Origin of the sequence: Streptomyces sp. 3330 (assembly GCF_031456635.1) — a bacterium.
GTDB lineage: Bacteria > Actinomycetota > Actinomycetes > Streptomycetales > Streptomycetaceae > Streptomyces.
Genome location: NZ_JAVDVA010000015.1, coordinates 38,023 through 63,119, shown reverse-complemented (window position 1 = coordinate 63,119; position 25,097 = coordinate 38,023). Strand labels below are relative to the sequence as shown.

Genomic DNA, 25,097 nt, shown 5'->3' with positions numbered 1-25,097 from the left:
CCGTCACCCGGGGTTCACGTGAGACGCGTCCTATCTTCGGCGCGCGCCCCGGCCGTCCGTCAGGAAGCGCCGTGGCCGCCCAGCCGGTTGGCGGTGTGGACGGCGCGCAGGACGGCCGCCGCCTTGTTGCGGCACTCCTGGTCCTCGGCGACCGGGTCGGAGTCGGCGACGATGCCCGCGCCGGCCTGGACGTAGGCGGTGCCGTCGCGCAGGAGGGCCGTACGGATGGCGATGGCGGTGTCGGAGTCGCCGGCGAAGTCGAGGTAGCCCACGCAGCCGCCGTACAGGCCGCGTCGGGACGGCTCCAGTTCGTCGATGATCTGCATGGCGCGCGGCTTGGGAGCGCCCGAGAGGGTGCCGGCGGGGAAGCAGGCGGTGAGGACGTCGAAGGCGGTGCGGCCCGCCGCCACCTTCCCGGTGACCGTCGAGACGATGTGCATGACGTGCGAGTACCGCTCGACGGACATGAAGTCGACGACCTCGACGGAGCCCGGTTCGCAGACCCGGCCCAGGTCGTTGCGGCCGAGGTCGACGAGCATGAGGTGCTCGGCGCGCTCCTTGGGGTCGGCGAGCAGTTCGTCGGCGAGAGCCTGGTCCTCCTGCGGGGTGGCCCCGCGGTGCCGGGTGCCGGCGATGGGGTGGACCATGGCGTGGCCGTCCTCGACCTTGACGAGGGCTTCCGGGGAGGAGCCCACGACGTCGAAGGCCTCGCCGTCCCCGTGCGGGAAGCGGAACAGGTACATGTACGGGGACGGGTTCGTCGCCCGCAGCACCCGGTAGACGTCCAGCGCGCTCGCGGTGCACGCCGTCTCGAAGCGCTGGGAGGGGACGACCTGGAAGGCCTCGCCCGCGCGGATGCGCTCCTTGATGTCCTCGACGGCGCTCTGGAAGTCGGGGCCGCCCCACAGGGCGCTGTACTCGGGCAGCTCCGAGGGCGGGAGGACGGCCGGGGGCTGCGCGACCGGCCGGGAGAGGTCGGCCTCCATGGCGTCCAGCCGGGCCACCGCGTCGGTGTAGGCCTCGTCGACGCCCGTGTCGAGGTCGTTGTGGTTGATCGCGTTGGCGATCAGCAGGACGGAGCCCTCCCAGTGGTCCATGACGGCGAGGTCGCTGGTCAGGAGCATGGTCAGCTCGGGCAGCCGCAGGTCGTCGCGGTCGCCGGGGCCGATCTTCTCCAGGCGGCGCACGATGTCGTAGCCGAGGTAGCCGACCATGCCGCCGGTGAAGGGCGGCAGGCCCTCCTCGTGGGGGGTGTGGAGGGTCTCGATGGTGGCGCGCAGGGCCGCGAGCGGGTCGCCGTCCACCGGGACGCCGACGGGCGGGGTGCCGAGCCAGTGGGCCTGGCCCTCGCGCGCCGTGAGGGTCGCGGCGGAGCGGACGCCGACGAAGGAGTACCGGGACCACGAGCGGCCGTTCTCCGCGGACTCCAGCAGGAAGGTGCCGGTGCGCTCGGCGGCGAGCTTGCGGTAGAGCGCGACCGGGGTGTCGCCGTCGGCGAGGAGCTTGCGGGTGACCGGAATGACGCGACGGTCGGTGGCCAGCTTGCGGAACGTCTCGAGGTCCATGGCGGCTGACCTTACTGATCGTCGGCGGGTACGCCGGAATCGGCGTCCGCGACCGGCACGTCGCCGGAATCGGCGTCCGCGACCGGCACGTCGCCGGAATCGGCGTTCTCGACCAGCACATCGGCGTCGAAGCAGGTGCGCGCGCCGGTGTGGCAGGCGGCGCCCACCTGGTCGACCTTGACGAGGACCGTGTCGGCGTCGCAGTCGAGGGCCACGGACCTGACCCACTGGAAGTGGCCGGAGGTGTCGCCCTTGACCCAGTACTCCCGGCGGCTGCGCGACCAGTAGGTGCAGCGGCCGGTGGTGAGCGTGCGGTGCAGCGCCTCGTCGTCCATCCAGCCGAGCATGAGCACCTCACCGGTGTCGTACTGCTGGGCGATGGCGGGGACGAGCCCGTCGGGGCTGCGCTTGAGGCGCGCGGCGATCCGGGGGTCGAGTGCGCTGGGCGGGGGCGTGCTGGTCATGTCTGCCATTGTGCCGTGCGCCACTGACAGTGACGGGCCGCGTCCACTGGGCGGACCTTCCGCGCAGTCGTAGGCTGACGGCATGTCGACTTTCGCCAAGCGTGAACGACTTCTGCTCGCCGACCTCCTGGAAACGGCGGGTCCCGAGGCTCCGACCCTCTGCGAGGGCTGGCAGACCCGGGACCTCGCGGCGCACGTGGTGGTGCGCGAACGCCGCCCGGACGCCGCCGGAGGCATCCTGATCAAGCAGCTCGCGTCCCGCCTGGACAAGGTGATGGAGGAGTTCGCCGCGAAGCCCTACGAGGAGCTGCTCCAGCTGATCCGCACGGGCCCGCCGCGCTTCTCCCCCTTCCAGCTCAAGCAGCTCGACGAGGCGTCCAACACGATCGAGTTCTACGTGCACACCGAGGATGTCCGCCGTGCCCGGCCCGACTGGACGCCGCGCGCGCTCGACCCGGTCTTCCAGGACGCCCTGTGGTCCCGTCTGGAGCGCACCGCCCGTCTGATGGGCCGCGGCGCCCCGACCGGCCTGGTGCTGCGGCGCCCGGACGGGCGGACGGCGGTCGCCAACCGGGGCACGCCGGTCGTGACGGCCACCGGGGAGCCCTCGGAGCTGCTGCTGTTCCTGTACGGCCGGCAGAGCGCCGCGGAGGTGGAGCTGGACGGCGAGAAAGAGGCGATCACGAGGCTGCACGGCGGGAAGCAGCTCGGAATCTGAGAGGCCGCACATGATCAAGGTCGCCATGACGAGCGTGTACGTCGACGACGTCACGAAGGCCCACGCGTTCTACACCGGGGTCCTGGGCTTCGAGACGCGTCTGCACATGGATCTCGGCGGGGGCACCCTGTTCGTCACCGTGGGCGCGGCGGAAGGGGCCCAGCCGGATCTCCAGCTGCTGCTGGAGCCCGGCCACGGCCCCATCGCGGAGCCGTACCGGGCGGCCCTGCGGGAGGCGGGGCTGCCGTGCATCGTCTTCTCGGTCGACGACCTCGACGCGGAGTACGAGCGGCTGCGGGGGCTGGGCGTGCGCTTCACCCATCCCCCGCAGGACCAGGGGCCGGTCGTCGCGGCCGTCCTGGACGACACGGTGGGCAACTTCGTGCAGCTGACCCAGCCGAAGCGCTGAGGTCAGCGCACCGGGTGCCCGGTCTCCCGCAGCGCGTCCTTGACCTGGCCGATCCGCAGGTCGCCGAAGTGGAACACGGACGCGGCGAGCACCGCGTCCGCGCCCGCGTCGACGGCCGGCGCGAAGTCGGCGAGCTTGCCGGCGCCGCCGGAGGCGATCACCGGGACCGTGACGTGCTTGCGCACGGCGGCGATCATCTCCAGGTCGTAGCCGTCCTTGGTGCCGTCCGCGTCCATCGAGTTGAGCAGGATCTCGCCCGCGCCCAGCTCGGCCGCGCGGTGCGCCCACTCGACGGCGTCGATGCCGGTGCCCCGGCGGCCGCCGTGCGTCGTCACCTCGAAGGTTCCGGCGGGGGTCCGCCGGGCGTCCACGGAGAGCACCAGGACCTGGCTGCCGAACCGTTCGGCGATCTCCTTGATCAGTTCCGGGCGGGCGATGGCGGCCGTGTTGACGCCGACCTTGTCCGCGCCGGCCCGCAGCAGCTTGTCGACGTCCTCGGGGGCGCGCACCCCGCCGCCCACGGTCAGTGGGATGAACACCTGCTCGGCGGTGCGGCGCACCACGTCGTAGGTCGTCTCGCGGTTGCCCGACGAGGCGGTGATGTCGAGGAACGTCAGCTCGTCGGCGCCCTCGGCGTCGTACACCTTGGCCATCTCGACGGGGTCGCCCGCGTCGCGCAGGTTCTGGAAGTTGACGCCCTTGACGACCCGGCCGTTGTCGACGTCCAGGCAGGGGATGACTCGTACGGCGAGGGTCATGCCGGGGCCCCTCCTCGATAGGCCTCCACCTCGACCTCGACGACCAGACTGGGGTCCACGAGGCCGGAGACGATGAGCATGGACGCGGCGGGCCGGACGGTCTCGAACAGCTCCTTGTGGGCGCGTCCGACGTCGTCCACGTCCCGCGCGTGGGTGAGGTACATCCGGGTGCGCACGACGTCGTCGCGCCCGAGGCCCAGCTGTTCCAGCGCCGCGAACGCGACGCCGAAGGCGTTGACCGTCTGCTCGTAGGGGCCGCCGCCGGCGATCTCGCCGTCCACTATCGACGTGCAGCCGGACACCAGCACCAGGCCGTTCGGCAGCGCCACCGCGCGGGAGTACCCGAAGGTCTCCTCCCAGGGCGCGCCGGTCGTGATGCGTCGTACCTCGCTCACCGGGCGACCGCCTCCAGGGCCTCTTCCAGGGTGAATGCCTTGGCGTACAGGGCCTTGCCGACGATGGAGCCCTCGACGCCGAGGGGCACCAGCTCCGCGATGGCCCGCAGGTCGTCGAGGGAGGACACGCCGCCCGACGCCACGACCGGCCGGTCCGTCACGGCGCACACGTTCTTCAGCAGTTCCAGGTTCGGGCCCTGGAGCGTGCCGTCCTTGGCGATGTCGGTCACGACGTATCGCGCGCATCCCTCCTTGTCGAGACGGGCCAGCGTCTCGTAGAGGTCGCCGCCGTCGCGGGTCCAGCCGCGGCCGCGCAGGGTGGTGCCCCGGACGTCCAGGCCGACCGCGATCTTGTCGCCGTGCTCGGCGATGACCTCGGCGACCCACTCGGGGGTCTCCAGGGCGGCCGTGCCCAGGTTCACCCGGGTGCAGCCGGTGGCCAGCGCGGCGGCGAGGGTGTCGTCGTCGCGGATGCCGCCGGACAGCTCCACCTTGATGTCCATGGCCTCGGCCACCTCGGCGATCAGGGCCCGGTTGTCGCCGGTGCCGAACGCGGCGTCCAGGTCGACCAGGTGCAGCCACTCGGCGCCCGCGCGCTGCCAGGCGAGGGCGGCCTCGAGCGGGGAGCCGTAGGAGGTCTCGGTGCCCGACTCGCCGTGCACGAGGCGGACGGCCTGGCCGTCGCGGACGTCGACGGCGGGGAGGAGTTCGAGCTTGCTCACAGTGTTCCGATCCAGTTGGTGAGGAGCTGGGCTCCGGCGTCGCCGGACTTCTCGGGGTGGAACTGCGTGGCCCACAGGGCGCCGTTCTCCACGGCGGCCACGAACGGCTTGCCGTGCGTCGACCAGGTCACCTTCGGCGCCCGCAGCAGCGGGTTGTGCACGTCGAGGGACCACTCCTGGACGGCGTAGGAGTGCACGAAGTAGAAGCGCGCGTCCGCGTCCAGGCCGGCGAACAGCTCGGAGTCGGCGGGGGCGTCGACGGTGTTCCAGCCCATGTGGGGCACGATCTCGGCCTGGAGCGGCTCGACCGCGCCGGGCCACTCGTCGAGACCCTCGGTCTCCACGCCGTGCTCGATGCCCCGCGCGAAGAGGATCTGCATGCCGACGCAGATGCCCATCACGGGGCGCCCGCCGGACAGCCGGCGGCCGATGATCCAGTCGCCTCGGGCCTCCTTGAGGCCGCGCATGCAGGCGGCGAAGGCGCCGACGCCCGGCACGAGCAGTCCGTCGGCGTTCATGGCCGTGTCGAAGTCACGGGTGATCTCGACGTCGGCCCCGGCGCGCGCGAGGGCCCGCTCGGCGGAACGGACGTTGCCGAAGCCGTAGTCGAAGACGACGACCTTCTTCGCGCTTTTCGCGCTGTGGGGGGCGCTGCTCAATTCCATACCTCCAGCCGCACGACGCCGGCCACGAGGCACATGGCGGCGCCGATCGAGAGCAGCACGATCAGGCTCTTCGGCATCTGTTGCTTGACGAAGGAGTAGATGCCGCCGACCAGGAAGAGGCCGACGACGATCAGGACGGTCGACAGTCCGCTCATGGTGCTACAGGGCGCCCTTCGTGGAGGGGAGGATGCCCGCCGCGCGCGGGTCGCGCTCGGAGGCGTAGCGCAGGGCCCGGGCGAGCGCCTTGAACTGGCACTCCACGATGTGGTGCGCGTTGCGCCCGTAGGGCACGTGCACGTGCAGCGCGATCTGCGCCTGGGCGACGAAGGACTCCAGGATGTGCCGGGTCATCGTGGTGTCGTACTCGCCGATCATCGGCGCCATCTTCTCGGGCTCGGTGTGCACGAGGTAGGGCCGGCCGGAGAGGTCGACGGTCACCTGGGCGAGGGACTCGTCCAGCGGGACCGTGCAGTTGCCGAAGCGGTAGATGCCCACCTTGTCGCCGAGGGCCTGCTTGAAGGCGGCGCCGAGCGCGAGGGCGGTGTCCTCGATGGTGTGGTGGGAGTCGATGTGCAGGTCGCCGTCGGTCTTCACGGTCAGGTCGAACAGACCGTGCCGGCCGAGCTGGTCCAGCATGTGGTCGAAGAAGCCGACGCCGGTCGACACGTCGACCTTGCCGGTGCCGTCGAGGTCGATCTCGACGAGGACCGACGTCTCCTTCGTCGTGCGCTCTGTACGTCCTACGCGGCTCATGGCCTCTGCTCCTTCTTCACATCACGGACCGCGTCGAGGAACGCGTCGTTCTCTTCGGGGGTTCCGGCGGTGACCCGAAGCCAGCCGGGCACGCCGTTGTCCCGTACCAGGACGCCCCGGTCGAGGATCTGCTGCCAGACCGCGTGGGCGTCTTCGAACCGGCCGAACTGCACGAAGTTGGCGTCGGACGCCGTGACCTCGTAGCCGATCGCGAGCAGCTCGCTCACCAGCCGGTCCCGCTCCGCCTTGAGCTGCTCGACGTACTTCAGCAGGGTGTCGGTGTGCTCCAGGGCGGCCAGCGCGGTCGCCTGGGTCACGGCCGACAGGTGGTAGGGCAGCCGGACGAGCTGGACGGCGTCCACGACCGCCGGGTGCGCGGCGAGGTAGCCGAGGCGCAGACCGGCCGCGCCGAAGGCCTTCGACATGGTGCGGGAGACGACGAGATTCGGCCGACCTTCGAGCAGCGGCAGCAGGGAGTCGCCGTGGCTGAACTCGATGTACGCCTCGTCCACGATCACCATCGAGGGCTTGGCCCGCTGTGCCGCCTCGTACAGCGCGAGGACCGTCTCGGCCGGGACCGCGGTGCCGGTGGGGTTGTTGGGGGTGGTGATGAAGACGACGTCGGGGCGGCGCTCGGCGACGGCCTTCTCGGCGGCCGCGATGTCGATGGTGAAGTCCTCGTTGCGGGGGCCCGAGATCCATCCGGTGCCCGTGCCGCGCGCGATGAGGCCGTGCATCGAGTACGACGGCTCGAAGCCGATCGCGGTGCGGCCCGGTCCGCCGAAGGTCTGCAGCAGCTGCTGGATGACCTCGTTGGAGCCGTTGGCGGCCCAAACGTTCGCCGGGCCGACCGGGTGGCCGGAGGTGTCCGTCAGGTACGCGGCGAGCCGCGTGCGCAGCTCGACGGCGTCCCGGTCCGGATAGCGGTTGAGGTCGCGGGCCGCCTCGCGCACCCGCTCCGTGATCCGCTCGACGAGTGCGTCGGGCAGCGGGTAGGGGTTCTCGTTGGTGTTCAGCCGCACGGGGACGTCCAGCTGGGGCGCGCCGTAGGGGGACTTGCCGCGCAGCTCGTCCCGTACGGGGAGATCGTCGATGCCGGTCACTTGCTCTCGGGAACCTTCCATCCGAACCGCGCCTTGATCGCCGCGCCGTGCGCGGGCAGGTCTTCCGCCTCGGCCAGCGTCACCACGTGGTGCGCGACGTCGGCCAGCGCGTCCCGTGTGTAGTCGACGATGTGGATGCCGCGCAGGAAGGACTGGACGGACAGGCCCGAGGAGTGGCAGGCGCACCCGCCGGTGGGCAGCACGTGGTTGGACCCGGCCGCGTAGTCGCCGAGGGAGACCGGCGCCCAGGGACCGATGAAGATCGCGCCCGCGTTGCGGACCCGGTCGGCCACGGCGGCCGCGTCGGCCGTCTGGATCTCCAGGTGCTCGGCGCCGTACGCGTCGACCACCCGCAGGCCCTCGTCCACGCCGTCGACGAGCACGATCGCGGACTGCCGGCCCTGCAGCGCCGGGACGATGCGGTCCTCGACGTGCTTGGTCGCCGCGACCTGCGGCTCCAGCTCCTTCTCGACCGCGTCCGCCAGCTCGACGGAGTCGGTGACCAGGACGGCGGCGGCCAGCGGGTCGTGCTCGGCCTGGCTGATCAGGTCGGAGGCGACGTGCACGGGGTCGGCCGTGCAGTCCGCGAGGACCGCGATCTCGGTGGGGCCGGCCTCGGCGTCGATGCCGATCTTGCCGGTGAAGTAGCGCTTGGCCGCGGCGACCCAGATGTTGCCGGGGCCGGTGACCATGTCGGCGGGCGGGCAGGACTCGGTGCCGTACGCGAACATCGCGACGGCGGTCGCGCCGCCGGCCGCGTACACCTCGTCGACGCCGAGCAGCGCGCACGCCGCGAGGATCGTCGGGTGCGGGAGACCGCCGAACTCGGCCTGCGCCGGCGAGGCGAGGGCGATCGACTCGACGCCGGCCTCCTGGGCCGGGACGACGTTCATGACGACGGAGGACGGGTAGACCGACCGTCCGCCGGGCGCGTACAGACCGACGCGGTCGACCGGCACCCACTTCTCGGTGACCGAGCCGCCCGGCACGACCTGGGTCGTGCGGGTCGTACGGCGCTGCTCGCGGTGGACCAGACGGGCGCGGCGGATGGACTCCTCCAGGGCCGCGCGGACCGCCGGGTCGAGCTGCTCGAGCGCGTCGGTGATCGCCCGCGCCGGGACGCGTACGGATTCCAGCCGGACCCCGTCGAACTTCTCGGCGAAGTCGATCAGCGCCGCGTCGCCCCGATGATGCACGGCCTCGCAGATCGGACGCACCTTCTCGAGGGCGGCCGAGACGTCGAAGTCGGCTCGGGGCAGCAGGTCGCGCAGGGCGGGGCCCTCGGGGAGGGCGTCGCCGCGCAGATCGATTCGGGAGATCACGCCGTCAATTCTCTCAGACCGGGATCGGGCGTCGTCCGCGCGTATCAATGGCTGATACAGAACCTGGCCGGAATCCGGAGGATCACGTTCACGCCCGGCGTTCGGGGCGTCACTCACCGGGCATGAACAGCTGTGCGAACACGGTGAGTGGCGAGGGAGGTGAGGGGTGTGACCGAGGGTGTGGGCAGCCGGGCGGGAGACGATCCCGGGGATCTGCCGGACGACCTGACCGCCGCCGAGGCCGGCATGTGGCAGGCCTTCCGCAACGGCAGCGTGTACGACCTGAGCAGCGGGGACACGGTCGTCGACGACCCGCACGGCGGGCATCCGTGGGGCGCGTCGCGGACCGTGCGGGCGCGGATCGTCGCCTGGCTGCTGCTGGCCGGGCCGCCCGCGCTGGCCGGCCGGGTCGCCTCGCTGAAACTGGCGGGGGTGCAGATCAGCGGCACCCTGGACCTCGCGGGCGGCACGGTGGTGCCGTACCTGGAGATGAAGCGCTGCCGGTTCGAGCACGAGGTGCTGCTGCCCGAGGCGCGGTTCACCACCCTGCGGATGGTGGACTGCTCGGTGCCGCGGCTGGAGGCGGCCCGGGTGCACACGGAGGGCGATCTGCACCTCCCCCGCTGCCGCTTCCACAACGGCGTGCGGCTGACCGACGCGCACATCGGCACGGACCTGCTGCTCAACCAGGCGATCGTCGACCGCGACCGCAGCGGCCGCTCGATCGCCGCCGACGGCCTGACGGTCGGCCAGGACTTCCAGGCCGAGCTGCTCGAATCGCACGGCGAGCTGAGCCTGCGCAGCGCCAAGATCGGCGTGTCGCTGAGCCTGCGCGGGGCGCGGCTGTCCAACCCGTACGCGCGGCTCGCGCTGAACGCGCCCCAGCTGACGGTGGAGCGCTCGCTGTACCTGACCCCGGCCGGCGTGGGCGGCCAGGCGCTGAGCGGCACGACACCCGCGCGCGGGACCCGCATCCAGCGCTTCGAGTGCCGGGGCGGGCTGCGGCTGGACGACGGGCGGTTCGGGGACGCCGTGGACCTGGAGCGGGCCCGGTTCGTCCTTCTGGAGGACCAGGAGCTGTCGCTGCGCCGGGTGCAGACGCCCGAGCTGCGCTTCCTCGGGGAGCGGCCGCCGCGCGGCAAGGTGGTGCTGTCGGGCGCCCGGGTGATCAACCTGGTGGACCGGGCGAGCGCGTGGCCGGGCCCCGGCAGCGTCCACATGGGCGGCTTCGCCTACGAGAACCTGGTGCCGCAGGGGCCGTTCCCGCTGGCCGAGCGGCTGCGCTGGGTGGCCGCGGCGACCGCCGAGTACGCCCCGGAGCCGTACGAGCGGCTGGCCACGGTGCTGCGGGCCGGCGGGGAGGACGAGGACGCCCGCGAGGTGCTGCTGGCCAAGCAGCGGCGGCGCCGCGAGACCCTGCCGCCGGCCGCGAAGCTCTGGGGCTACGTCCAGGACTGGACGGTCGCCTACGGGTACCGGCCGGGCCGCGCGGCGGTGTGGATGGCGGTGCTGTGGGCGGCGGGCTCGCTGGCCTTCGCGCACGCCGCGCATCCGCCCGTCCACCGGGACGGGCACCCGCCCTGGAATCCCGCCCTCTTCGCCCTCGACCTGCTGCTGCCGGTCATCGACCTCGGGCAGGTCGGCGAGTGGCAGCTGCGCGGCGGCTGGCAGTGGCTGTCCGCGGCGCTGATCCTGCTGGGCTGGATCCTCGCGACGACGGTGGCGGCGGGGGCCACGCGGCTGCTGCGCCGGGGCTGACCGGCGGCGGGCTCACCGACGGTTGCCGGGCGGTCGGCGGACGGTCACCTTTTACCGCCCCTTGACCTTGGGGTGTACAACTTTCGTGAAGGTGCCGGAACCCTCTGGCGCAATCTGAACCCGCGGCTTTTCAATGGTCGGCACCATGGCTCTGCTGCCCCCGTTCATCCGCGCCTCCCGGGCCTCCCGGACGGCACGGAACGCCGCCGCCCCCCACAGCGCCGCCGGGCTCCCCGCCGACGACGAGGTGCTCCTCGACGTGCCCGACGACCGGCTGGGACCCGCCCTGGTCGCCGCCGGGCTCGGCGCCTACGCGCCCGCCGCCCGGCTCATGGCGGAGACCCGGGAACGCGCCGAGTGGGAGTACCGGGACCGGTACGCGACCCGGCTCGCGTCCTTCGCGCACTCGCGTTCGGAGTGGTTCGAGGACTGGTGCGCCGCCGCCCCGCGCGACCCGGACGTGCTGCTCGTCGCCGCCCAGCTCGCGGTGGACCGGGCCTGGCGCTCACCGGCCCGGGCCGAGCTGCTGCGCGAGGTGAGCCCGCTGATCACGGCCGCCGCGCAGAGCGACGTCCGCGATCCGGTGCCGTGGCGGATCGCCCTGGACCACGCGCGCGGCACCCGTGCGGGACACAAGTACTTCGGCGAGCTGTGGTCGGCGGCGGTCCGCCGCGCACCGCACCACTACGGCTGCCATGTGGCCGCCAAGCGCTATCTCGCCGAGTCGTGGCACGGCTCCCACCGGGAGTGCTTCGACTTCGCCGACCGCGCCGCGCAGGACGCGCCGGCCGGCTCCCTCGTCCAGGCGCTGCCGGCCCGGGCCGCCTTCGCGTACCTGACCGACGGCTGCGGGCCCGAGGTGCCGCGCGAGCGACTGGACGCGGCGGCCGACCGTGCCCTCGCGCTCTCCGCCCGCTTCCCGTCCGGCGACCCGTGGCCGGCCGAGATCCGCAACGTGCTGACGTACGTCCTGGTCCGCCTGGAGCGTCACGACGAGGCCCTCACGCAGCTGCGCCTGATCGGCCCGTACGCCACGTCGTTCCCCTGGGACCGGCTGTCGGACGACCCGCTGGGACACTTCCTGGCGGTACGCGAGGACGTGCGCTCGGGGCCGTCCGAGCGGCCGCCCTGGAGTCCAGGGATCGGGCACGGCGGACGAGCCCACGCCCCGGACCACTAGGCTTCTGCGTCGTGACCACCGTCCGTCTGCCGCTCTTCCCCCTGAACTCGGCGTTGTTCCCGGGGCTCGTGCTTCCGCTCAACGTCTTCGAGGAGCGCTATCGCGCCATGATGCGCGATCTGTTGAAGACCCCCGAGGACGAATCGCGCCGGTTCGCCGTCGTGGCCGTCCGCGACGGCCATGAGGTGGCCCCCAGCTCCCCCGGCCTGCCCGACCAGACCGCGCTGCCCGACCGCGGCCCCGCGGCCGGCTTCGGCGAAGCCCCGCTCAAGGCGTTCCACGACGTCGGCTGCGTGGCCGACGCGGCGACGATCCGCGAGCGCGCCGACGGCACCTTCGAGGTGCTGGCGACGGGCACGACCCGCGTGAAACTGCTGTCGGTGGACGCGTCGGGCCCGTTCCTCACCGCCGAGCTGCAGGAACTGCCCGAGGACCCGGGCGACGAGGCGGGCGCGCTCGCGGAGGGGGTGCTGCGGGCCTTCCGCCAGTACCAGAAGCGCCTGGCGGGAGCGCGCGAGCGCTCACTGACCACCGGCGCGGACCTCCCGGACGACCCGTCGGTGGTGTCGTACCTGGTGGCGGCCGCGATGATGCTGGACACCCCGACCAAGCAGCGCCTGCTCCAGGCCCCCGACACGGCCTCCCGCCTGCGGGACGAGCTCAGGCTGCTGCGCGCGGAGACGGCGATCATCCGCAGCCTGCCCTCGCTGCCCGCGTCGGACCTGACGCGCGGCCCGACCAGTCTCAACTGAAGGCCCGCATGGCGAAGAAGCCGAAGAAACAGCAGTCCGCGGGCACGCCCGCGACGGTGGCCCTGACGGCGGCGGGCGTGGACTTCACCGTCCACGCCTACGACCACGACCCGAGCCACCCGTCCTACGGCGAGGAGGCGGCCGAGGCGATGGGCGTCTCCCCCGACCGGGTCTTCAAGACGCTGGTCGCGGACGTGGACGGCGCCCTGACGGTGGCCGTGGTCCCGGTGGCCGGTTCCCTGGACCTGAAGGCCCTGGCGTCGGCGGTGGGCGGGAAGCGGGCGGCGATGGCCGACCCCACGCTCGCGGAGCGCACCACGGGCTACGTCCGGGGCGGCATCTCCCCGCTGGGCCAGCGCAAGAAGCTCCCCACGGTCCTGGACGCCTCGGCCACGGCCCACTCCACGATCTGCGTCTCGGCGGGCCGCAGGGGCCTGGAGGTGGAACTCTCCCCGGCCGATCTGGCGGGCCTCACGGGGGCGGTCCTGTCCGGGATCGCCCGCGCCTGAACAGCCCGTCCGGCTCCCGGGGCCGGGGCCAACGGGCCGTTGCCGGGAGTTCCGGGGGCGGAGCCCCCGGGCGCTGCGACCGGGACGGGAACGGGCGGGAAGGGCGGGGACAGGCCGGCTGAGGGCGGACCCCTCCCTCAGCCCATCGGCGACCCGTACCCGTCCTTGGGCACACTCGTCTGCAGCTGATACGGATCAGGGTCCCGGGGCCCGAACAGCGACGTGAGCCCCAGATGCACCAGCGCCGCGGCGAACGGCCACGCCAGCAACGCGCCCTTCGCGCCGAGCTTCAGCGGCGCCGGGAAGGTGACCCCCTTGCCCGCCGAGCGCGCGTGCGCGATCACATCGGACTCGGGTCCCAGCCACACCCCCAGCCGCCACGCCAGCAGCGAGCCGAGGAACCCGCCGACGGCGAGAGCGATCACCAGCGGCACTCCGCCGCGCCGCCGCCACAGGAACACGGCCACGGCGCTCACCGCCCCGCACGCCAGGGCCAGCAGCGTGAACGTCCCGTCCACGCCGATCGCCTGCTCGCCCTCGGTGTCCTTGAAGTAGACGACCCAGTTGTCGTCCACCAGCTCGCCGACGAGCGGCACCTTCGGCGCCAGCCACACCCACAGCAGCCCGAGCAGCGCCCCGGCGACCGCGACCGCCACCGTGATGACGGCGGCTTCGCGCAGTTCGGTCTTCATGCCGGGCCCGTCCTGTCCGTACGCGACGTCGTGGGGCGCGGTGGCCACCCCCGCGTACCCGCCGGGCGGCGGCGGCCAGGCCGTGTGCGGGGAGGGCTCGTGCGGCGGCGGAGGCGGAGTCAGCGGTGCGGTCACTCTGACATCGTGCCAGGCGCGCCTGTGCCGCGCGTCACCGGACGGCGGCCCGGCGGTACGCCCAGGTGGCGACGCCCAGGGAAACGACGCCGACCCCGGCGCACACGGCGAGGTCACCGAGGACGAACGCCCAGTCGGGACTGGCCCGGAAGGTCCGGGCGAACGCCTCGACCCCGTACGTCGACGGCAGCAGATCGCGGGCGAAGCGCACCGCCTCCGGCATCCGGTCCGGCGGCAGCACGCCCAGCAGCAGCGCCGCCGACATGCCGAGCTGCCCCAGGACGGTGGCCAGCTCGGGCCGCGGCGCGAGCAGCCCGAAGGCCGCGCCGAGCCCGGACAGCGCGGCGCCGGCCAGCGGGATCACGGCCACCAGTACCCACAGATGGGTGAGCGGCAGCCCGAACAGCACACATCCGAAGACCGCGGTCACCAGCGTGCCCGGCACGGTGAAGGACGCGTACGCGCCCGCCGCCCCGAGCACCACGGCGGCCGGCGGCACCGGCAGGGTCGCGTAGTGGTCCAGCCCGCCGCTCGCCCGCAGCTGCCCGAAGTACTGCGCGAGCAGGTTCAGCGCGACGAACGCGACCACGAGGACCGCGGAGCCCGCCACCACGGCCTCCGCCTCGCGGCCGCCGTCGACCACACCGCGCATCATGATCAGGATGCCGACCGACTGGAAGGTCGCCACGAACAGCAGCGGGATGCGCGCCACCCGGGCCCGGGACAGCTGCGCCCGGTACACGGCCACCAGCGACGGCCACAGCCGCGCGCGGGGGGCCAGCTCGGCGGCGGTGGCGCGGGGGGCCGTCGGTGCGGCGGCCCGGGCGCTTCCCGGCAGAACCTCGGCGGGTACGACACTCACGTGACGTTGCTCCTCTTCCCTACGGTTCCCCTACCGTGCCATACGGGCGCGGAGGCTCGCGCGCTCACCTCGGCGCCCGGCGCTCCCGCCGCCCTCATGCCCGCACCAGTCCCTGCCGCGCCGCCCCGCCCAGCGCCAGGTAGACGTCCTCAAGGCTGGGGGTGGCGAGCGTGAAGTCGTCCAGGGCGGCGAAGGCGGCCCCGCCGGTGACGGTGGCGACGACCGCGCGGGCCTCGTCGGGCGCGAGCCGCAGCGTCCAGCGGCGTCCCGACTCCACGGCCCGCTCGCGCAGCGCGGCGACCTCGGGCACGTCCAGCGGCGCCCGCTCCCGCCACACGAGTTCGACCCGCACCTCGTCGGCGACCTGCTCCTTGAGCCCGGTGGGGGTGTCGCAGGCGATGACCCGGCCCTGGTCGATGACGGCGACCCGGTCGAGGACGGTCTCCGCCTCGATGACGTTGTGGGTGACGAGCAGCACGGTCGTCCCGCGCTCGGCCCGCCGCCGGTCGACGGAGGCCCACACGGCCCGCCGGGCCACCGGGTCCATGCCGGTGGTCGGTTCGTCCAGCACGAGCAGGGACCGCTCCCCGACCAGCGCGGTCGCGAAGCAGGCCAGCCGCCGCTGCCCGCCGGACAGCTTGCGCAGCGGACGTCCGGCGATCGGTGTGAGCCCCAGCTCGTCGAGGACGGCGTCGCGCTCCCGGCGCGCCGTGCGCACGTCGAGGCCGCGCAGCCGTCCGGTGGTCTCGGCGGCCAGCGAGACGGTGAGGTCGTCGAGGGCGGTGGACTCCTGCCCGAGGTACGCGAGGATCCGCGCGGCCCGCTCGGGGTGGCGCACGATGTCGTGGCCGAGGATCTCCACGCTGCCCGTGTCGGGCCGCATCAGCCCGGTCATCTGGCGTACGAGGGTGGTCTTCCCGGCGCCGTTCGGCCCGAGCAGCCCGAAGATCTCACCGCGCCGGATGTCGAGGTGCACGTCGTCGGTGGCCCGGACCTCGGGTGTCGCGGGAGTGCCGCGCCGGCCGCGGACGGCCGGATAGGTCTTGGTCAGCCCGCGCACGGCACACACGACCTCGTCCCGGTGCCGAATGGGCGGTGCCGCGCGCTTACTCACAAGGGACGAGCCTACGGGGTCACGGACCGTCGCTGTCCGTCGGGGCGTCTCCCGCGGGGGGTTCAGTCCCCCGCCGGGGCGTGCTCGGCGGCGGTCCGCACGTCGATCTCGCGCCAGAATCCCGCCCGGATGGCGTACCGGTCGTGTTCGTCGATCTGGTCGTCCTTGTGCGCGAGGAGTCCGAAGCGGGCCGCGTATCTCAGCAGCTCGCCGTCGATCCGGTGCGGGATGCGCGGGTACATGCCCGACAGCTTCTGGAGCTGGCCCTGTTCGCCGAGGCGCGCCATCCACCGGCGCGCGAAGACCTGCCCCACCTCGTACGGGTCGCCGCCGACGGTGGTGATGTCCTCCTCGCGGTCGGCCCACCGCTGCTCCGCCGTGGTGAGCTGCGCGAGCGTCGGCATCGCGGCGACCTCGGAGGGCTCGGCGGGGATCCCGGGACGGTCGACCCACCCCTTGTCGGAGGACCAGCGCAGGGTGGCCGTGGTGGGGTGCTGGACGGCCAGCGCGCCGGGGGCGCGCAGCGCGGCCAGGTCCTTGGGGGTCGGCACACCGCCCTTGGGCGCCGGCGCCCGCTCCTCGGCGCCGTTCTCGGAGGCGCCGGCCGCGGAGGCGTGCTCGGTCTCCTCGGGGCCCCGCTCGGCGGGGCGGGCGAGGCCGGAGTCGGGCAGCGGCGCGGAGAGGATCGCGGCGATCTCGGGCCGGGGCGCGGGCGGCGACGCGCAGGTGCCGGCGAGTTCCTTCGCGCGGACGGCCTTGGTGATCCAGGTGCGGTCCAGGACCCGTCGTTCGTCGGCCTCGGCGACGAGGTCCTCGGACTGGTTGTAGTCGCCGTCGGCGGCCTGGACGGCCCACAGGTGGACGGCGACGCCGTGCTCCTTGGCAGCCATCATGCCGGGCAGCAGATCGCCGTCGCCGGTGACGAGGACGACGTCGGAGCAGGCGCGGTTGCGGGCCAGTTCGGTCAGCTCGGCGTGCATGGCGGCGTCGACGCCCTTCTGGGCCCAGCGGCCGTCGCTGCGGGTCAGCGCGCCCAGCCGGACGGTCACCCGGGGCATCACGCGCAGTCTGCGGTGTTCGGGCTGGGGAACGCGGTCCGGGGCGCCGTCGAACCAGTAGATGCGCAGCAGCGGCCGCTCGGTCTCGGACTCGGCCTGTTCGCGCAGACCCTGGACGAGGGCGTTGTGGTCGACGGTGATCCTCGATCGCGAGGGCTCCCCGGCGAGGAGGCTGGCGGCGGCCCCCAGCAGATACCCGGCGTCCACCAGGACGATGCAGCGGTCCACACGACTCACCCTCTTTCCGGGAGGTTTGCATCGGGCCTTCTTCGAGTCTGCCCGACGGCGCGGAGGTTAACGGCCGGAACTCGATCTTCGGCGTGGCGTTTCGGGAGCTTCCGCTCCGACAACCCCTGTTACAGACGGTAATTATCCGAAATGCGTTGTAAGTCAGCCTATGTGAGTCTGGTCCCGTCGATGGCCCCCCGATCCCCCCAGGAGGCAGATCACCATGGCCAAGAACAAGAAGCAGGAGCGTAAACAGCCGCAGTCCGAGCGTGGCCAGCAGGCGGCCCAGCAGTCCTCGATGGAGTCGCAGGCCGAGCAGCGCATCGCACAGGTGACGCCGGCCGATGTCGCCCGCAAGGGCCGGCAGAAGCGCTTCGGCCACAACTGACAGCCGGGCGACGGGCCGTGACGGCCCGGACGCACCGAGGGGCGCATCCGGTACCGGATGCGCCCCTCGCGCGTGTCCTGCCCTGTCGTCCGCCGGGTGTTCCGGGGAACGACGTGTCCTTCGTGCCCGCCGCGCTCAGCCGGCCAGGCAGGACGGGCCGAGCAGCACCTTCAGATCGCCGAACAGCGCGGGGTCCGGCTTGACCCGGTGCCGGTCCAGCCGCAGGACGGTCGTCTTGGTCGGGCCCTGGAGCCTGATTCGGACCTCGCTGTCGCCCCGGTGGTGCGTGAGGATCTCCCCCAGCCGGTTGATCATCGGCGGGGTGACCCGGGTGGCCGGGATGGTGAGGATCACCGGGGCGTTGGTGCCCGCGTTCGACAGGTCGGGGACCTGGAGCTCCATGGCGACGAGCCGCGGCACGTCCTCCCGCTTGTCCAGGCGGCCCTTGACGAAGACGACGGCGTCCTCGACAAGTTGGGTCGAGACGAGCTGGTAGGTCGCCGGGAAGAACATGCACTCGATGGAGCCCGCGAGGTCCTCGACGGTCGCGATCGCCCAGGCGTTGCCCTGCTTGGTCATCTTCCGCTGGAGACCGGAGATGATGCCGCCGATGGTGACGACCGCGCCGTCCGCGTGCTCGCCGCCGGTGAGCTGGGCGATGCCCGCGTCCGCCTTGTCGGACAGCACGTGCTCCAGGCCGAAGAGCGGGTGGTCGGAGACGTACAGACCGAGCATCTCCCGCTCCTGGGCGAGCAGATACGTCTTCTCCCACTCGTCGGTCGTGAACTCGACGTCGAGTCCGAAGCCGGGCTCGCTCGTCTCCTCCTCGCCCATGCCGCCGAAGAGGTCGAACTGGCCCTCGGCCTCCTTGCGCTTGACCGCGACCACGTTGTCGATCATCGGCTCGAAGTGCGCGGTGAGGCCCTTGCGGGTGTGCCCGAGGGTGTCGAACGCGCCCGCCTTGATCAGCGACTCCGTGGTGCGCTTGTTGCACGCGACCGCCTCGACCTTGTCGAGGTAGTCGGGGAACGAGGCGTACTTGCCCTTGGCCTTGCGGCTCCTGATGATCGACTCCACGACGTTGGTGCCGACGTTGCGCACGGCCTCGAGGCCGAAGAGGATCACGTCGTCGCCCTGCGCGGCGAAGTTGTGCACCGACTCGTTGACGTTCGGCGGGAGCACCTTGATGCCCATGCGCCGGCACTCGTTGAGGTAGACGGCCGACTTGTCCTTGTCGTCCTTGACCGAGGTGAGCAGTCCGGCCATGTACTCGGCGGGGTGGTTCGCCTTCAGGTAGGCGGTCCAGTACGAGACCAGGCCGTACGCGGCGGAGTGCGCCTTGTTGAAGGCGTAGCCGGCGAACGGGACCAGCACGTCCCACAGGGCCTTGATCGCCTCGTCGCTGTAGCCGTTCTTCTTGGCGCCGGCCTGGAAGATGGTGAAGTTCTTCGCCAGTTCGTCGGGCTTCTTCTTGCCCATCACGCGGCGCAGGATGTCGGCCTCGCCGAGCGAGTACCCGGCGATGATCTGGGCGGCCTTCTGCACCTGCTCCTGGTAGACGATCAGGCCGTAGGTGACCGCGAGGACCTCTTCGAGCGGCTCCTCGAGCTCCTTGTGGATCGGGGTGATCTCCTGGAGCTTGTTCTTGCGGAGCGCGTAGTTCGTGTGCGAGTCCATGCCCATCGGGCCGGGCCGGTAGAGCGCGGAGACGGCGGAGATGTCCTCGAAGTTGTCGGGCTTCATCAGGCGCAGCAGCGAGCGCATGGGGCCGCCGTCGAACTGGAAGACGCCGAGGGTCTCGCCGCGCTGGAGGAGTTCGAAGGTCTTCGGGTCGTCCAGCGGCAGGGCCAGCAGGTCGAGGTCGATGCCCTTGTTGGACTTCACCATCTTGACGGCGTCGTCCATGATCGTCAGGTTGCGCAGGCCGAGGAAGTCCATCTTCAGCAGGCCGAGCGACTCGCACTGCGGGTAGTCCCACTGCGTGATGGTCACGCCGTCCGTGTGCCGCACCCAGATCGGGGCGTGGTCGACGATCGGCTCGCTGGACATGATCACGCCGGCCGCGTGCACACCCATCTGCCGGACCAGTCCTTCGACGCCCTTGGCGGTGTCGATGACCTTCTTGACGTCCGGCTCGTTCTCGTACATCGCGCGGATCTCGCCCGCCTCGCTGTAGCGCGGGTGCGAGGGGTCGGTGATGCCGTTGAGGTCGATGCCCTTGCCCAGGACGTCGGCGGGCATGGCCTTGGTGAGGCGGTCGCCCATCGCGTACGGGTAGCCCAGCACACGCGCGGAGTCCTTGATGGCGTTCTTCGCCTTGATCTTGCCGTAGGTGCCGATCATGGCGACCTTGTCGGCGCCGTACTTCTCCGTCACGTACCGGATCACCTCGACGCGCCTGCGCTCGTCGAAGTCGATGTCGACATCGGGCATGGAGACGCGCTCGGGGTTGAGGAACCGCTCGAAGATCAGGCCGTGCGGGATCGGGTCGAGGTCGGTGATGCCCATCGCGTAGGCGACGATCGAGCCGGCCGCGGAACCACGGCCGGGACCGACGGCGATGCCCTGGTTCTTCGCCCACATGATGAAGTCGGCGACGACGAGGAAGTAGCCCGGGAACCCCATCTGGATGATGACGTCCATCTCGTACTCGACCTGCTTCTGCCGGTCCTCGGGGACGCCGCCCGGGAAGCGGCGGTCCATGCCCCGGCGGACCTCCTCCTTGAACCAGGTGACCTCGGTGAAGCCGTCGGGGATGTCGAACTTCGGCATGAGGTTCTTCGCCTCGAACATGCCGGTGGTGTCGATCTGCTCGGCCACCAGGAGCGTGTTGGCGCAGCCCTCCTGCCAGGCGTCCGAGGAGTCGATGGCGTACATCTCGTCGGTGGACTTCAGGTAGTAGCCGGTGCCGTCGAAGCGGAAGCGGTCCGGGTCCGAGAGGTTCTTGCCGGTCTGGATGCACAGCAGCGCGTCGTGGGCGGTCGCCTCGTGCGCGTACGTGTAGTGCGAGTCGTTGGTGACCAGCGGCGGGATGCCGAGCTTCTTGCCGATCTCCAGGAGGCCGTCGCGGACCCGGCTCTCGATCTCGATGCCGTGGTCCATCAGCTCCAGGAAGTACCGGTCCTTGCCGAAGATGTCCTGGTAGTCGGCGGCCGCCTTGAGCGCCTCCTCCTTCTGGCCGAGGCGCAGCCGGGTCTGGAGCTCGCCGGAGGGGCAGCCGGTGGAGGCGATGAGCCCCTCGGACCACTGGGCGATGGTCTCCTTGTCCATCCGGGGCCACTTCTGGAGCCAGCCCTCGGCGTAGGCGTCCGAGGAGAGCCGGAAGAGGTTGTGCAGGCCCGTCGCGTTGGCCGCCCAGATCGTCTTGTGGGTGTAGCCGCCGGAACCGGAGACGTCGTCGCGCTTCTGGTGCGGCTGGCCCCACTGGATCTTGCGCTTGTTGCGCCGCGACTCGGGGGCGACATACGCCTCGATCCCGATGATCGGGGTGACTCCGGCCTTCTTCGCGGTGTGGAAGAAGTCGTACGCCCCGTGCAGGTTGCCGTGGTCGGACATGGCGATATGGGTCATGCCCATCTCGTTGCACGCGTTGAACATGTCCTTCAGCCGCGCGGCACCGTCCAGCAGCGAGTACTGGGTGTGGACGTGCAGGTGCGTGAACGGCGGCTTTGACACGGCTGCGGCCTCCAAGGGGAACATGCGTCGACAGGTGTCCCACAGGTTGCGGGCGGTCCGGGGGACAGCGTCGAAGTCTATGCCTCGCGACTGACACCCGGGCTCGTTCCCCACGTACCTTCACGGGTGGGGCCGCGGGCACTTTCGTCCGCCCCCGCCCGTTGGATGCGACAGAAACGCTGTCGTACATGTCATGCACCAGGAGGCACCAGCGATGTCGGTTCCGCAGCTCAACGACGAGCACCGCGGCGAGGAGATCCTCGCCGTCTTCGACACCGCGTTCGGCGAGCTCCTGGCCGCCGACCCGGCCGCGTTCCGGGTGAAGTTCCGGAAGATGGCGGCCTCCGCGTTCGCGTTCTACCGGGGCACCGCCGGCCTCTTCTACCACGATGTGGACGCCGAGAAGCGGGGCGGCCCCTTCCTCGACGAGCGCACCTCGCGCGTGTGGATCCACGGCGATCTGCACGCCGAGAACTTCGGCACGTACATGGACGCGACCGGCCGGCTGATCTTCAACGTCAACGACTTCGACGAGGCGTACGTCGGCCCCTTCACCTGGGACCTGAAGCGCTTCTCCGCTTCCATCGCCCTCATCGGCTACGCCAAGGCGCTCGGCGACGAGCAGATCAGCGAGCTGGTGGAGGTGTACGCGGGCGCGTACCGGGAGCGGATCCACGCGCTGGCCACCGGCGCCAAGAGCGACGAGGTGCCGCCCTTCACCCTGGACACCGCGCAGGGCCCGCTGCTCGACGCGCTGCGCGACGCCCGCTCGCTGACCCGCTTCGGGCTGCTGGACTCGATGACGGAGATCCGTGACTTCGAGCGCCGCTTCGCGCCGGGCGGCGGCTCGATCGAGCTGGACGCCGCCACCCGCTACAAGGTGCTCGCGGCCTTCGACGGCTATCTGGAGACGCTGCCGGAGACCTCCCTGGCCCGCCCGGACTCCTACCGCGTGAAGGACGTCGTCGGCCGCCGGGGCATCGGCATCGGCTCGGCCGGCCTGCCGTCGTACAACATCCTCCTCGAGGGCCACAGCGACGCCCTGGAGAACGACGTCGTGATCTACATCAAGCAGGCCCAGACGCCGGCCGTCTCCCGGCACATCACCGACCCCGCGATCCGGGACTACTTCCAGCACGAGGGTCACCGCACGGTGATCTCCCAGCGCGCCCTCCAGCAGCACGCCGACCCGTGGCTGGGCTGGACCGAGCTGGGCGGCGCGGGGCAGCTGGTCGCCGAGGTCTCGCCGTACGCGGTCGACCTGGACTGGGGCGACATCGACGACCCGGAGGAGATCGCGGGCGTCGTCGCCGACCTGGGCCGGGCCACCGCCACCATGCACGCGGCGGCGGACGACACCTCCGGCGAGTCCCTGGTGCCCTTCTCCACCGAGCGCGCCATCGACGCGGCGATCGCGGCCGACGAGGACGGCTTCGCGCCGCTCCTGGTCGACTTCGCGCACACCTACGGCGCCCGCGCGCGCACCGACCACCAGATCTTCGTCGACCTGTTCCGCAACGGCCGTATTCCAGGTCTGTGACGGTCCGCGTTCTCACAGGGACCCTTTAGGGGCCTCCTACGGGAGCACGTGACACACTCTCCTCCGCTATGGACATATCCGGGACCCGCCTCAGAGCCGTACGCGCGGCGCTGTTCACGGCATGCGTCGTGACGCTCAGCACCGCGTCGCACGTGCTGCTGTCGCGGGCCCCGCTGCCGCTCAACACGGTGGCCGCCGTCGCGGCCGCCGTGTTCGCCCTCGCGTACGTCCTCGCGGGCCGCGAGTGCGGCTTCGGGCGGATCGCCGCCGTGCTGATCCCGCTGGAGCTGGCGGCCGACACGGTCTTCACCACCGGCCAGCACGTCTGCTACGGCCGGGCGGGCGGCCCCGTCGCCGGCCCGCTGGCCTCGGTCGGCTGGGACGTGCTGTGCGGCGACGGCACACCCGTCGGCACCCCGCTGGCCCAGGTCACGGGCACCGACCCGGACCAGCTCGGCGGGCTCCTCGCCCACCCCGACCCGGCCGCCGCGTGGCTGCTGCTCGGCGCGCACGTCTGCGTCGGCCTGATCGCGGCCGCCTGGCTGCGCCGGGGCGAGCGGGCGCTGGCCCAGCTGCTGCGGGCCGCGACCGCGACCACGTTCCGGCCGCTGCTGCTGGCCGTCGCCGCCGTGACCGTGCGACGCGCCCCGGCGGCCCGCCGCCTGCCGCGGCCCGTCCGCCGGTCGACCACCGTCCGCGAGCGGATTCTCGTGCACTCCCTGGGACGGCGTGGACCGCCGTGCTCGCCCGCCGCGGCCTGAACAGACCCTCACGTCTGCGCGGGCCCGGCACCCCGAGCACCACCCCCAGTCCCTCAGTCCCCACACGAACTTCCGCGTACGGCATCCGTGCGCGCCCCTTTGGAGAACACCATGAGCAAGCGGAACAGCGCGGCGGCGAAGACGGCGGCCAGGGAGCGGCTGCGCATCGAGCGCGAGCGCGAGGCCAAGCGCGCCAAGGTCAAGCGGCAGATCATCGTCGCCTGCTCGGTCGTCGGCGTGCTCGCCCTGGCGGGCGGCATAGGTTACGCCGTCGTCCAGGCGAACAAGCCGAGCTACTGGGAGGAGGCCAAGGACGCCAAGGTCGTCGCTCCCGCCAACACGTCAGGCACGAACGGCACGACCGTCATCCTCGGCAAGAGCACGGCCAAGAAGGTCCTCAAGATGTACGAGGACCCGCGCTGCCCGGTCTGCGCCTCTTTCGAGCAGACTGTGGGTCCCGCGGTGAAGACCGACTTCGACGCCGGCAAGTTCAAGATCCAGTACGTCGGCGGCACGTTCCTGGACGGCGACCAGCTCAAGGACGGCACGATCGGCTCGCGCGGCGAGGGCTCCAAGAACGCGATGAGCGCCATGGGTGCTGCGCTGAACGTCAGCCAGGAGGCGTTCCTGGAGTACAAGACTGCGCTCTACTCGGCAAAGTGGCACCCGGAAGAGTCGGAAGACAAGTTCAAGAGCGACAGCTATCTCATCGAGGTGGCCGACACGGTTCCCGCTCTGAAGGGCAACACGAAGTTCCAGACCGCCGTCAAGAACGGTACGTACGACGCGTGGGCGCTGGCCATGTCGAAGACCTTCGACACCAACAAGGACGACGTCAGCGGCACCCCGACCCTGGTCATGGACGGCAAGAAGCTGACCGACTCCGGCGGCCAGAACGCCCCGATGACCGTGGCCGACTTCACCACGGCGATCACGGCAGCACTCAAGGACTGATCCCACCTTCGAACCCACAAAGACAGGCAGGCTCAGCCTCGTCGGCCTGTTTATGACCTTGTTCGACGTCCGATCTCCACAGCAACGTGATCACCCCACCCGAATATTCGCACGTTTGTTCGGGTGGGGTGATCACGGAAGAACAAGTGGAAATCGGGGTGACTCCAAGTTGACCGACTGGAGCAGCAACATCAAGCGCGCGTTGACGGGGGCCGGCGTGGCCGCGGCAGTGGTAACGCTCAGTGCCGCACCGGCCTTCGCGGGAACCAATCTTCATCTCAAGTCATACAGCGAGAGTTGTGGAGCCCTGGGCTGCACCACCATTGAGCACGCAGACGGCTACTTCTACCACGACGGCGACCACTGGAAAGTCCGCGACAACTACGCAGATGGACACCGGGCGGTTCTGGAAGTCCAGTGGGGTGACTCCAGCGGAAGCCACGTACTCCGGATTCAGGACACGAACGGCTCGGGAAACTCCTGCGCCGAGGGCAACAAGAACCTGACGGAAGGCCAAAAGGTCACAGTCATCACCTGGCACCAGGATGGGGCAGGCGGATCCCCGAAGAACATGTTCCGAGGATCGGCTACTGCCTGATGCTCAGCGGCTCTTGACC

Annotated in this window: 26 protein-coding genes; 11 read left to right on the top strand and 15 right to left on the bottom strand. The window is 71.5% G+C overall.

The annotated features are described in order from the left end of the window. Positions 1–59: 59 nt before the first annotated feature. Together J2X68_RS24310 and hisI are read right to left on the bottom strand one after the other, a co-directional pair. Positions 60–1,565 carry an anthranilate synthase component I gene (locus tag J2X68_RS24310; RefSeq protein ID WP_310434683.1) on the bottom strand — a complete coding sequence of 502 codons (1,506 nt, stop codon included), beginning with the start codon at positions 1,563–1,565 and terminating at the stop codon, positions 60–62. 11 nt (positions 1,566–1,576) lie between these two features. Next, on the bottom strand, positions 1,577–2,029 hold the full coding sequence (gene hisI / locus J2X68_RS24305) for a phosphoribosyl-AMP cyclohydrolase (RefSeq protein ID WP_310434682.1): 453 nt from the start codon (positions 2,027–2,029) through the stop codon (positions 1,577–1,579). 82 nt (positions 2,030–2,111) lie between these two features. Between hisI and J2X68_RS24300 the strand changes: the two genes are divergently transcribed. Together J2X68_RS24300 and J2X68_RS24295 are read left to right on the top strand one after the other, a co-directional pair. Beyond that, on the top strand, positions 2,112–2,747 hold the full coding sequence (locus tag J2X68_RS24300; protein WP_310434681.1) for a TIGR03085 family metal-binding protein: 636 nt from the start codon (positions 2,112–2,114) through the stop codon (positions 2,745–2,747). Between the two features lie 10 nt (positions 2,748–2,757). Then, positions 2,758–3,156, top strand: a complete 399-nt coding sequence (locus J2X68_RS24295) for a VOC family protein (protein WP_310434680.1) — start codon at positions 2,758–2,760, stop codon at positions 3,154–3,156. A gap of 2 nt (positions 3,157–3,158) precedes the next feature. Here J2X68_RS24295 and hisF read toward each other — a convergent pair whose 3' ends face one another. The 8 genes from hisF to hisD are packed head-to-tail and all read right to left on the bottom strand — an operon-like array spanning position 3,159 to position 8,874. Next, positions 3,159–3,914, bottom strand: coding sequence for an imidazole glycerol phosphate synthase subunit HisF (gene hisF, locus J2X68_RS24290; protein WP_310434679.1), 756 nt, complete (start codon positions 3,912–3,914; stop codon positions 3,159–3,161). Next, on the bottom strand, positions 3,911–4,309 hold the full coding sequence (locus tag J2X68_RS24285; protein WP_310434678.1) for a RidA family protein: 399 nt from the start codon (positions 4,307–4,309) through the stop codon (positions 3,911–3,913). Before J2X68_RS24285 ends, hisF begins: the two co-directional genes overlap by 4 nt. Beyond that, positions 4,306–5,031, bottom strand: a complete 726-nt coding sequence (priA, locus tag J2X68_RS24280; RefSeq protein WP_310434677.1) for a bifunctional 1-(5-phosphoribosyl)-5-((5-phosphoribosylamino)methylideneamino)imidazole-4-carboxamide isomerase/phosphoribosylanthranilate isomerase PriA — start codon at positions 5,029–5,031, stop codon at positions 4,306–4,308. Before priA ends, J2X68_RS24285 begins: the two co-directional genes overlap by 4 nt. Then, entirely contained in the window at positions 5,028–5,696 is a 669-nt protein-coding gene (gene hisH, locus J2X68_RS24275) for an imidazole glycerol phosphate synthase subunit HisH (RefSeq protein ID WP_310434676.1), read from the bottom strand. The genes priA and hisH overlap by 4 nt, the downstream gene beginning before the upstream one ends. Next, the gene (locus tag J2X68_RS24270) at positions 5,687–5,851 is read right to left on the bottom strand and encodes a hypothetical protein (RefSeq protein WP_310434675.1); all 165 of its coding nucleotides are present in this window, start codon (positions 5,849–5,851) and stop codon (positions 5,687–5,689) included. Before J2X68_RS24270 ends, hisH begins: the two co-directional genes overlap by 10 nt. Positions 5,852–5,855: 4 nt before the next feature. After that, complete coding sequence (gene hisB, locus J2X68_RS24265) at positions 5,856–6,449, bottom strand: imidazoleglycerol-phosphate dehydratase HisB (protein ID WP_310434674.1); 594 nt, start codon at positions 6,447–6,449, stop codon at positions 5,856–5,858. Further along, positions 6,446–7,552, bottom strand: a complete 1,107-nt coding sequence (locus J2X68_RS24260; RefSeq protein ID WP_310434673.1) for a histidinol-phosphate transaminase — start codon at positions 7,550–7,552, stop codon at positions 6,446–6,448. The genes hisB and J2X68_RS24260 overlap by 4 nt, the downstream gene beginning before the upstream one ends. Beyond that, a complete protein-coding gene (gene hisD, locus J2X68_RS24255) occupies positions 7,549–8,874 on the bottom strand; it encodes a histidinol dehydrogenase (protein ID WP_310434672.1) in 1,326 nt (441 codons plus the stop codon). The genes J2X68_RS24260 and hisD overlap by 4 nt, the downstream gene beginning before the upstream one ends. Before the next feature lie 168 nt (positions 8,875–9,042). Here hisD and J2X68_RS24250 point away from each other — a divergent pair, with 168 nt between their 5' ends. From J2X68_RS24250 to ybaK, 4 genes are all read left to right on the top strand, one after another. Next, a complete protein-coding gene (locus J2X68_RS24250) occupies positions 9,043–10,632 on the top strand; it encodes an oxidoreductase (protein WP_310434671.1) in 1,590 nt (529 codons plus the stop codon). A 133-nt stretch (positions 10,633–10,765) separates the two neighbouring features. After that, the gene (locus J2X68_RS24245; protein WP_310434670.1) at positions 10,766–11,812 is read left to right on the top strand and encodes a hypothetical protein; all 1,047 of its coding nucleotides are present in this window, start codon (positions 10,766–10,768) and stop codon (positions 11,810–11,812) included. A gap of 11 nt (positions 11,813–11,823) precedes the next feature. Continuing rightward, the gene (locus J2X68_RS24240; RefSeq protein WP_310434669.1) at positions 11,824–12,564 is read left to right on the top strand and encodes an LON peptidase substrate-binding domain-containing protein; all 741 of its coding nucleotides are present in this window, start codon (positions 11,824–11,826) and stop codon (positions 12,562–12,564) included. Positions 12,565–12,572: 8 nt separating this feature from the next. Continuing rightward, positions 12,573–13,073: a Cys-tRNA(Pro) deacylase gene (ybaK, locus tag J2X68_RS24235; RefSeq protein WP_310434668.1), complete on the top strand. Its 501-nt coding sequence runs from the start codon at positions 12,573–12,575 to the stop codon at positions 13,071–13,073. Positions 13,074–13,210: 137 nt separating this feature from the next. On the opposite strand, the gene J2X68_RS24230 is transcribed toward ybaK, so the two are convergent. The 4 genes from J2X68_RS24230 to J2X68_RS24215 form a co-directional block, all read right to left on the bottom strand. Next, positions 13,211–13,900 carry a DUF2567 domain-containing protein gene (locus J2X68_RS24230; protein ID WP_310434667.1) on the bottom strand — a complete coding sequence of 230 codons (690 nt, stop codon included), beginning with the start codon at positions 13,898–13,900 and terminating at the stop codon, positions 13,211–13,213. A gap of 34 nt (positions 13,901–13,934) precedes the next feature. Continuing rightward, positions 13,935–14,762 (bottom strand): ABC transporter permease, encoded by an 828-nt coding sequence (locus J2X68_RS24225; RefSeq protein WP_310434666.1) that lies wholly within the window; start codon positions 14,760–14,762, stop codon positions 13,935–13,937. Positions 14,763–14,856: 94 nt separating this feature from the next. Then, a complete protein-coding gene (locus J2X68_RS24220) occupies positions 14,857–15,831 on the bottom strand; it encodes an ABC transporter ATP-binding protein (RefSeq protein ID WP_310434813.1) in 975 nt (324 codons plus the stop codon). Positions 15,832–15,938: 107 nt separating this feature from the next. After that, positions 15,939–17,162, bottom strand: a complete 1,224-nt coding sequence (locus tag J2X68_RS24215; RefSeq protein WP_310434665.1) for an NYN domain-containing protein — start codon at positions 17,160–17,162, stop codon at positions 15,939–15,941. A 223-nt stretch (positions 17,163–17,385) separates the two neighbouring features. Here J2X68_RS24215 and J2X68_RS24210 point away from each other — a divergent pair, with 223 nt between their 5' ends. Further along, positions 17,386–17,550 (top strand): hypothetical protein, encoded by a 165-nt coding sequence (locus tag J2X68_RS24210; protein ID WP_020129908.1) that lies wholly within the window; start codon positions 17,386–17,388, stop codon positions 17,548–17,550. A gap of 135 nt (positions 17,551–17,685) precedes the next feature. Here the strand turns inward: J2X68_RS24210 and dnaE are convergent, their stop codons facing one another. Beyond that, positions 17,686–21,225 carry a DNA polymerase III subunit alpha gene (gene dnaE, locus J2X68_RS24205; protein ID WP_310434664.1) on the bottom strand — a complete coding sequence of 1,180 codons (3,540 nt, stop codon included), beginning with the start codon at positions 21,223–21,225 and terminating at the stop codon, positions 17,686–17,688. A 214-nt stretch (positions 21,226–21,439) separates the two neighbouring features. On the opposite strand from dnaE, the gene J2X68_RS24200 reads away from it, so the two are divergent. The 4 genes from J2X68_RS24200 to J2X68_RS24185 all read left to right on the top strand — a co-directional run bounded on the left by J2X68_RS24200 (position 21,440) and on the right by J2X68_RS24185 (position 25,078). Beyond that, entirely contained in the window at positions 21,440–22,765 is a 1,326-nt protein-coding gene (locus J2X68_RS24200; protein WP_310434663.1) for a DUF2252 domain-containing protein, read from the top strand. 68 nt (positions 22,766–22,833) lie between these two features. Next, positions 22,834–23,526: a hypothetical protein gene (locus J2X68_RS24195; RefSeq protein WP_310434662.1), complete on the top strand. Its 693-nt coding sequence runs from the start codon at positions 22,834–22,836 to the stop codon at positions 23,524–23,526. Positions 23,527–23,637: 111 nt separating this feature from the next. Then, positions 23,638–24,480 (top strand): thioredoxin domain-containing protein, encoded by an 843-nt coding sequence (locus J2X68_RS24190; RefSeq protein ID WP_310434661.1) that lies wholly within the window; start codon positions 23,638–23,640, stop codon positions 24,478–24,480. 169 nt (positions 24,481–24,649) lie between these two features. Beyond that, the gene (locus J2X68_RS24185; protein WP_310434660.1) at positions 24,650–25,078 is read left to right on the top strand and encodes a hypothetical protein; all 429 of its coding nucleotides are present in this window, start codon (positions 24,650–24,652) and stop codon (positions 25,076–25,078) included. Positions 25,079–25,097: the final 19 nt, after the last annotated feature.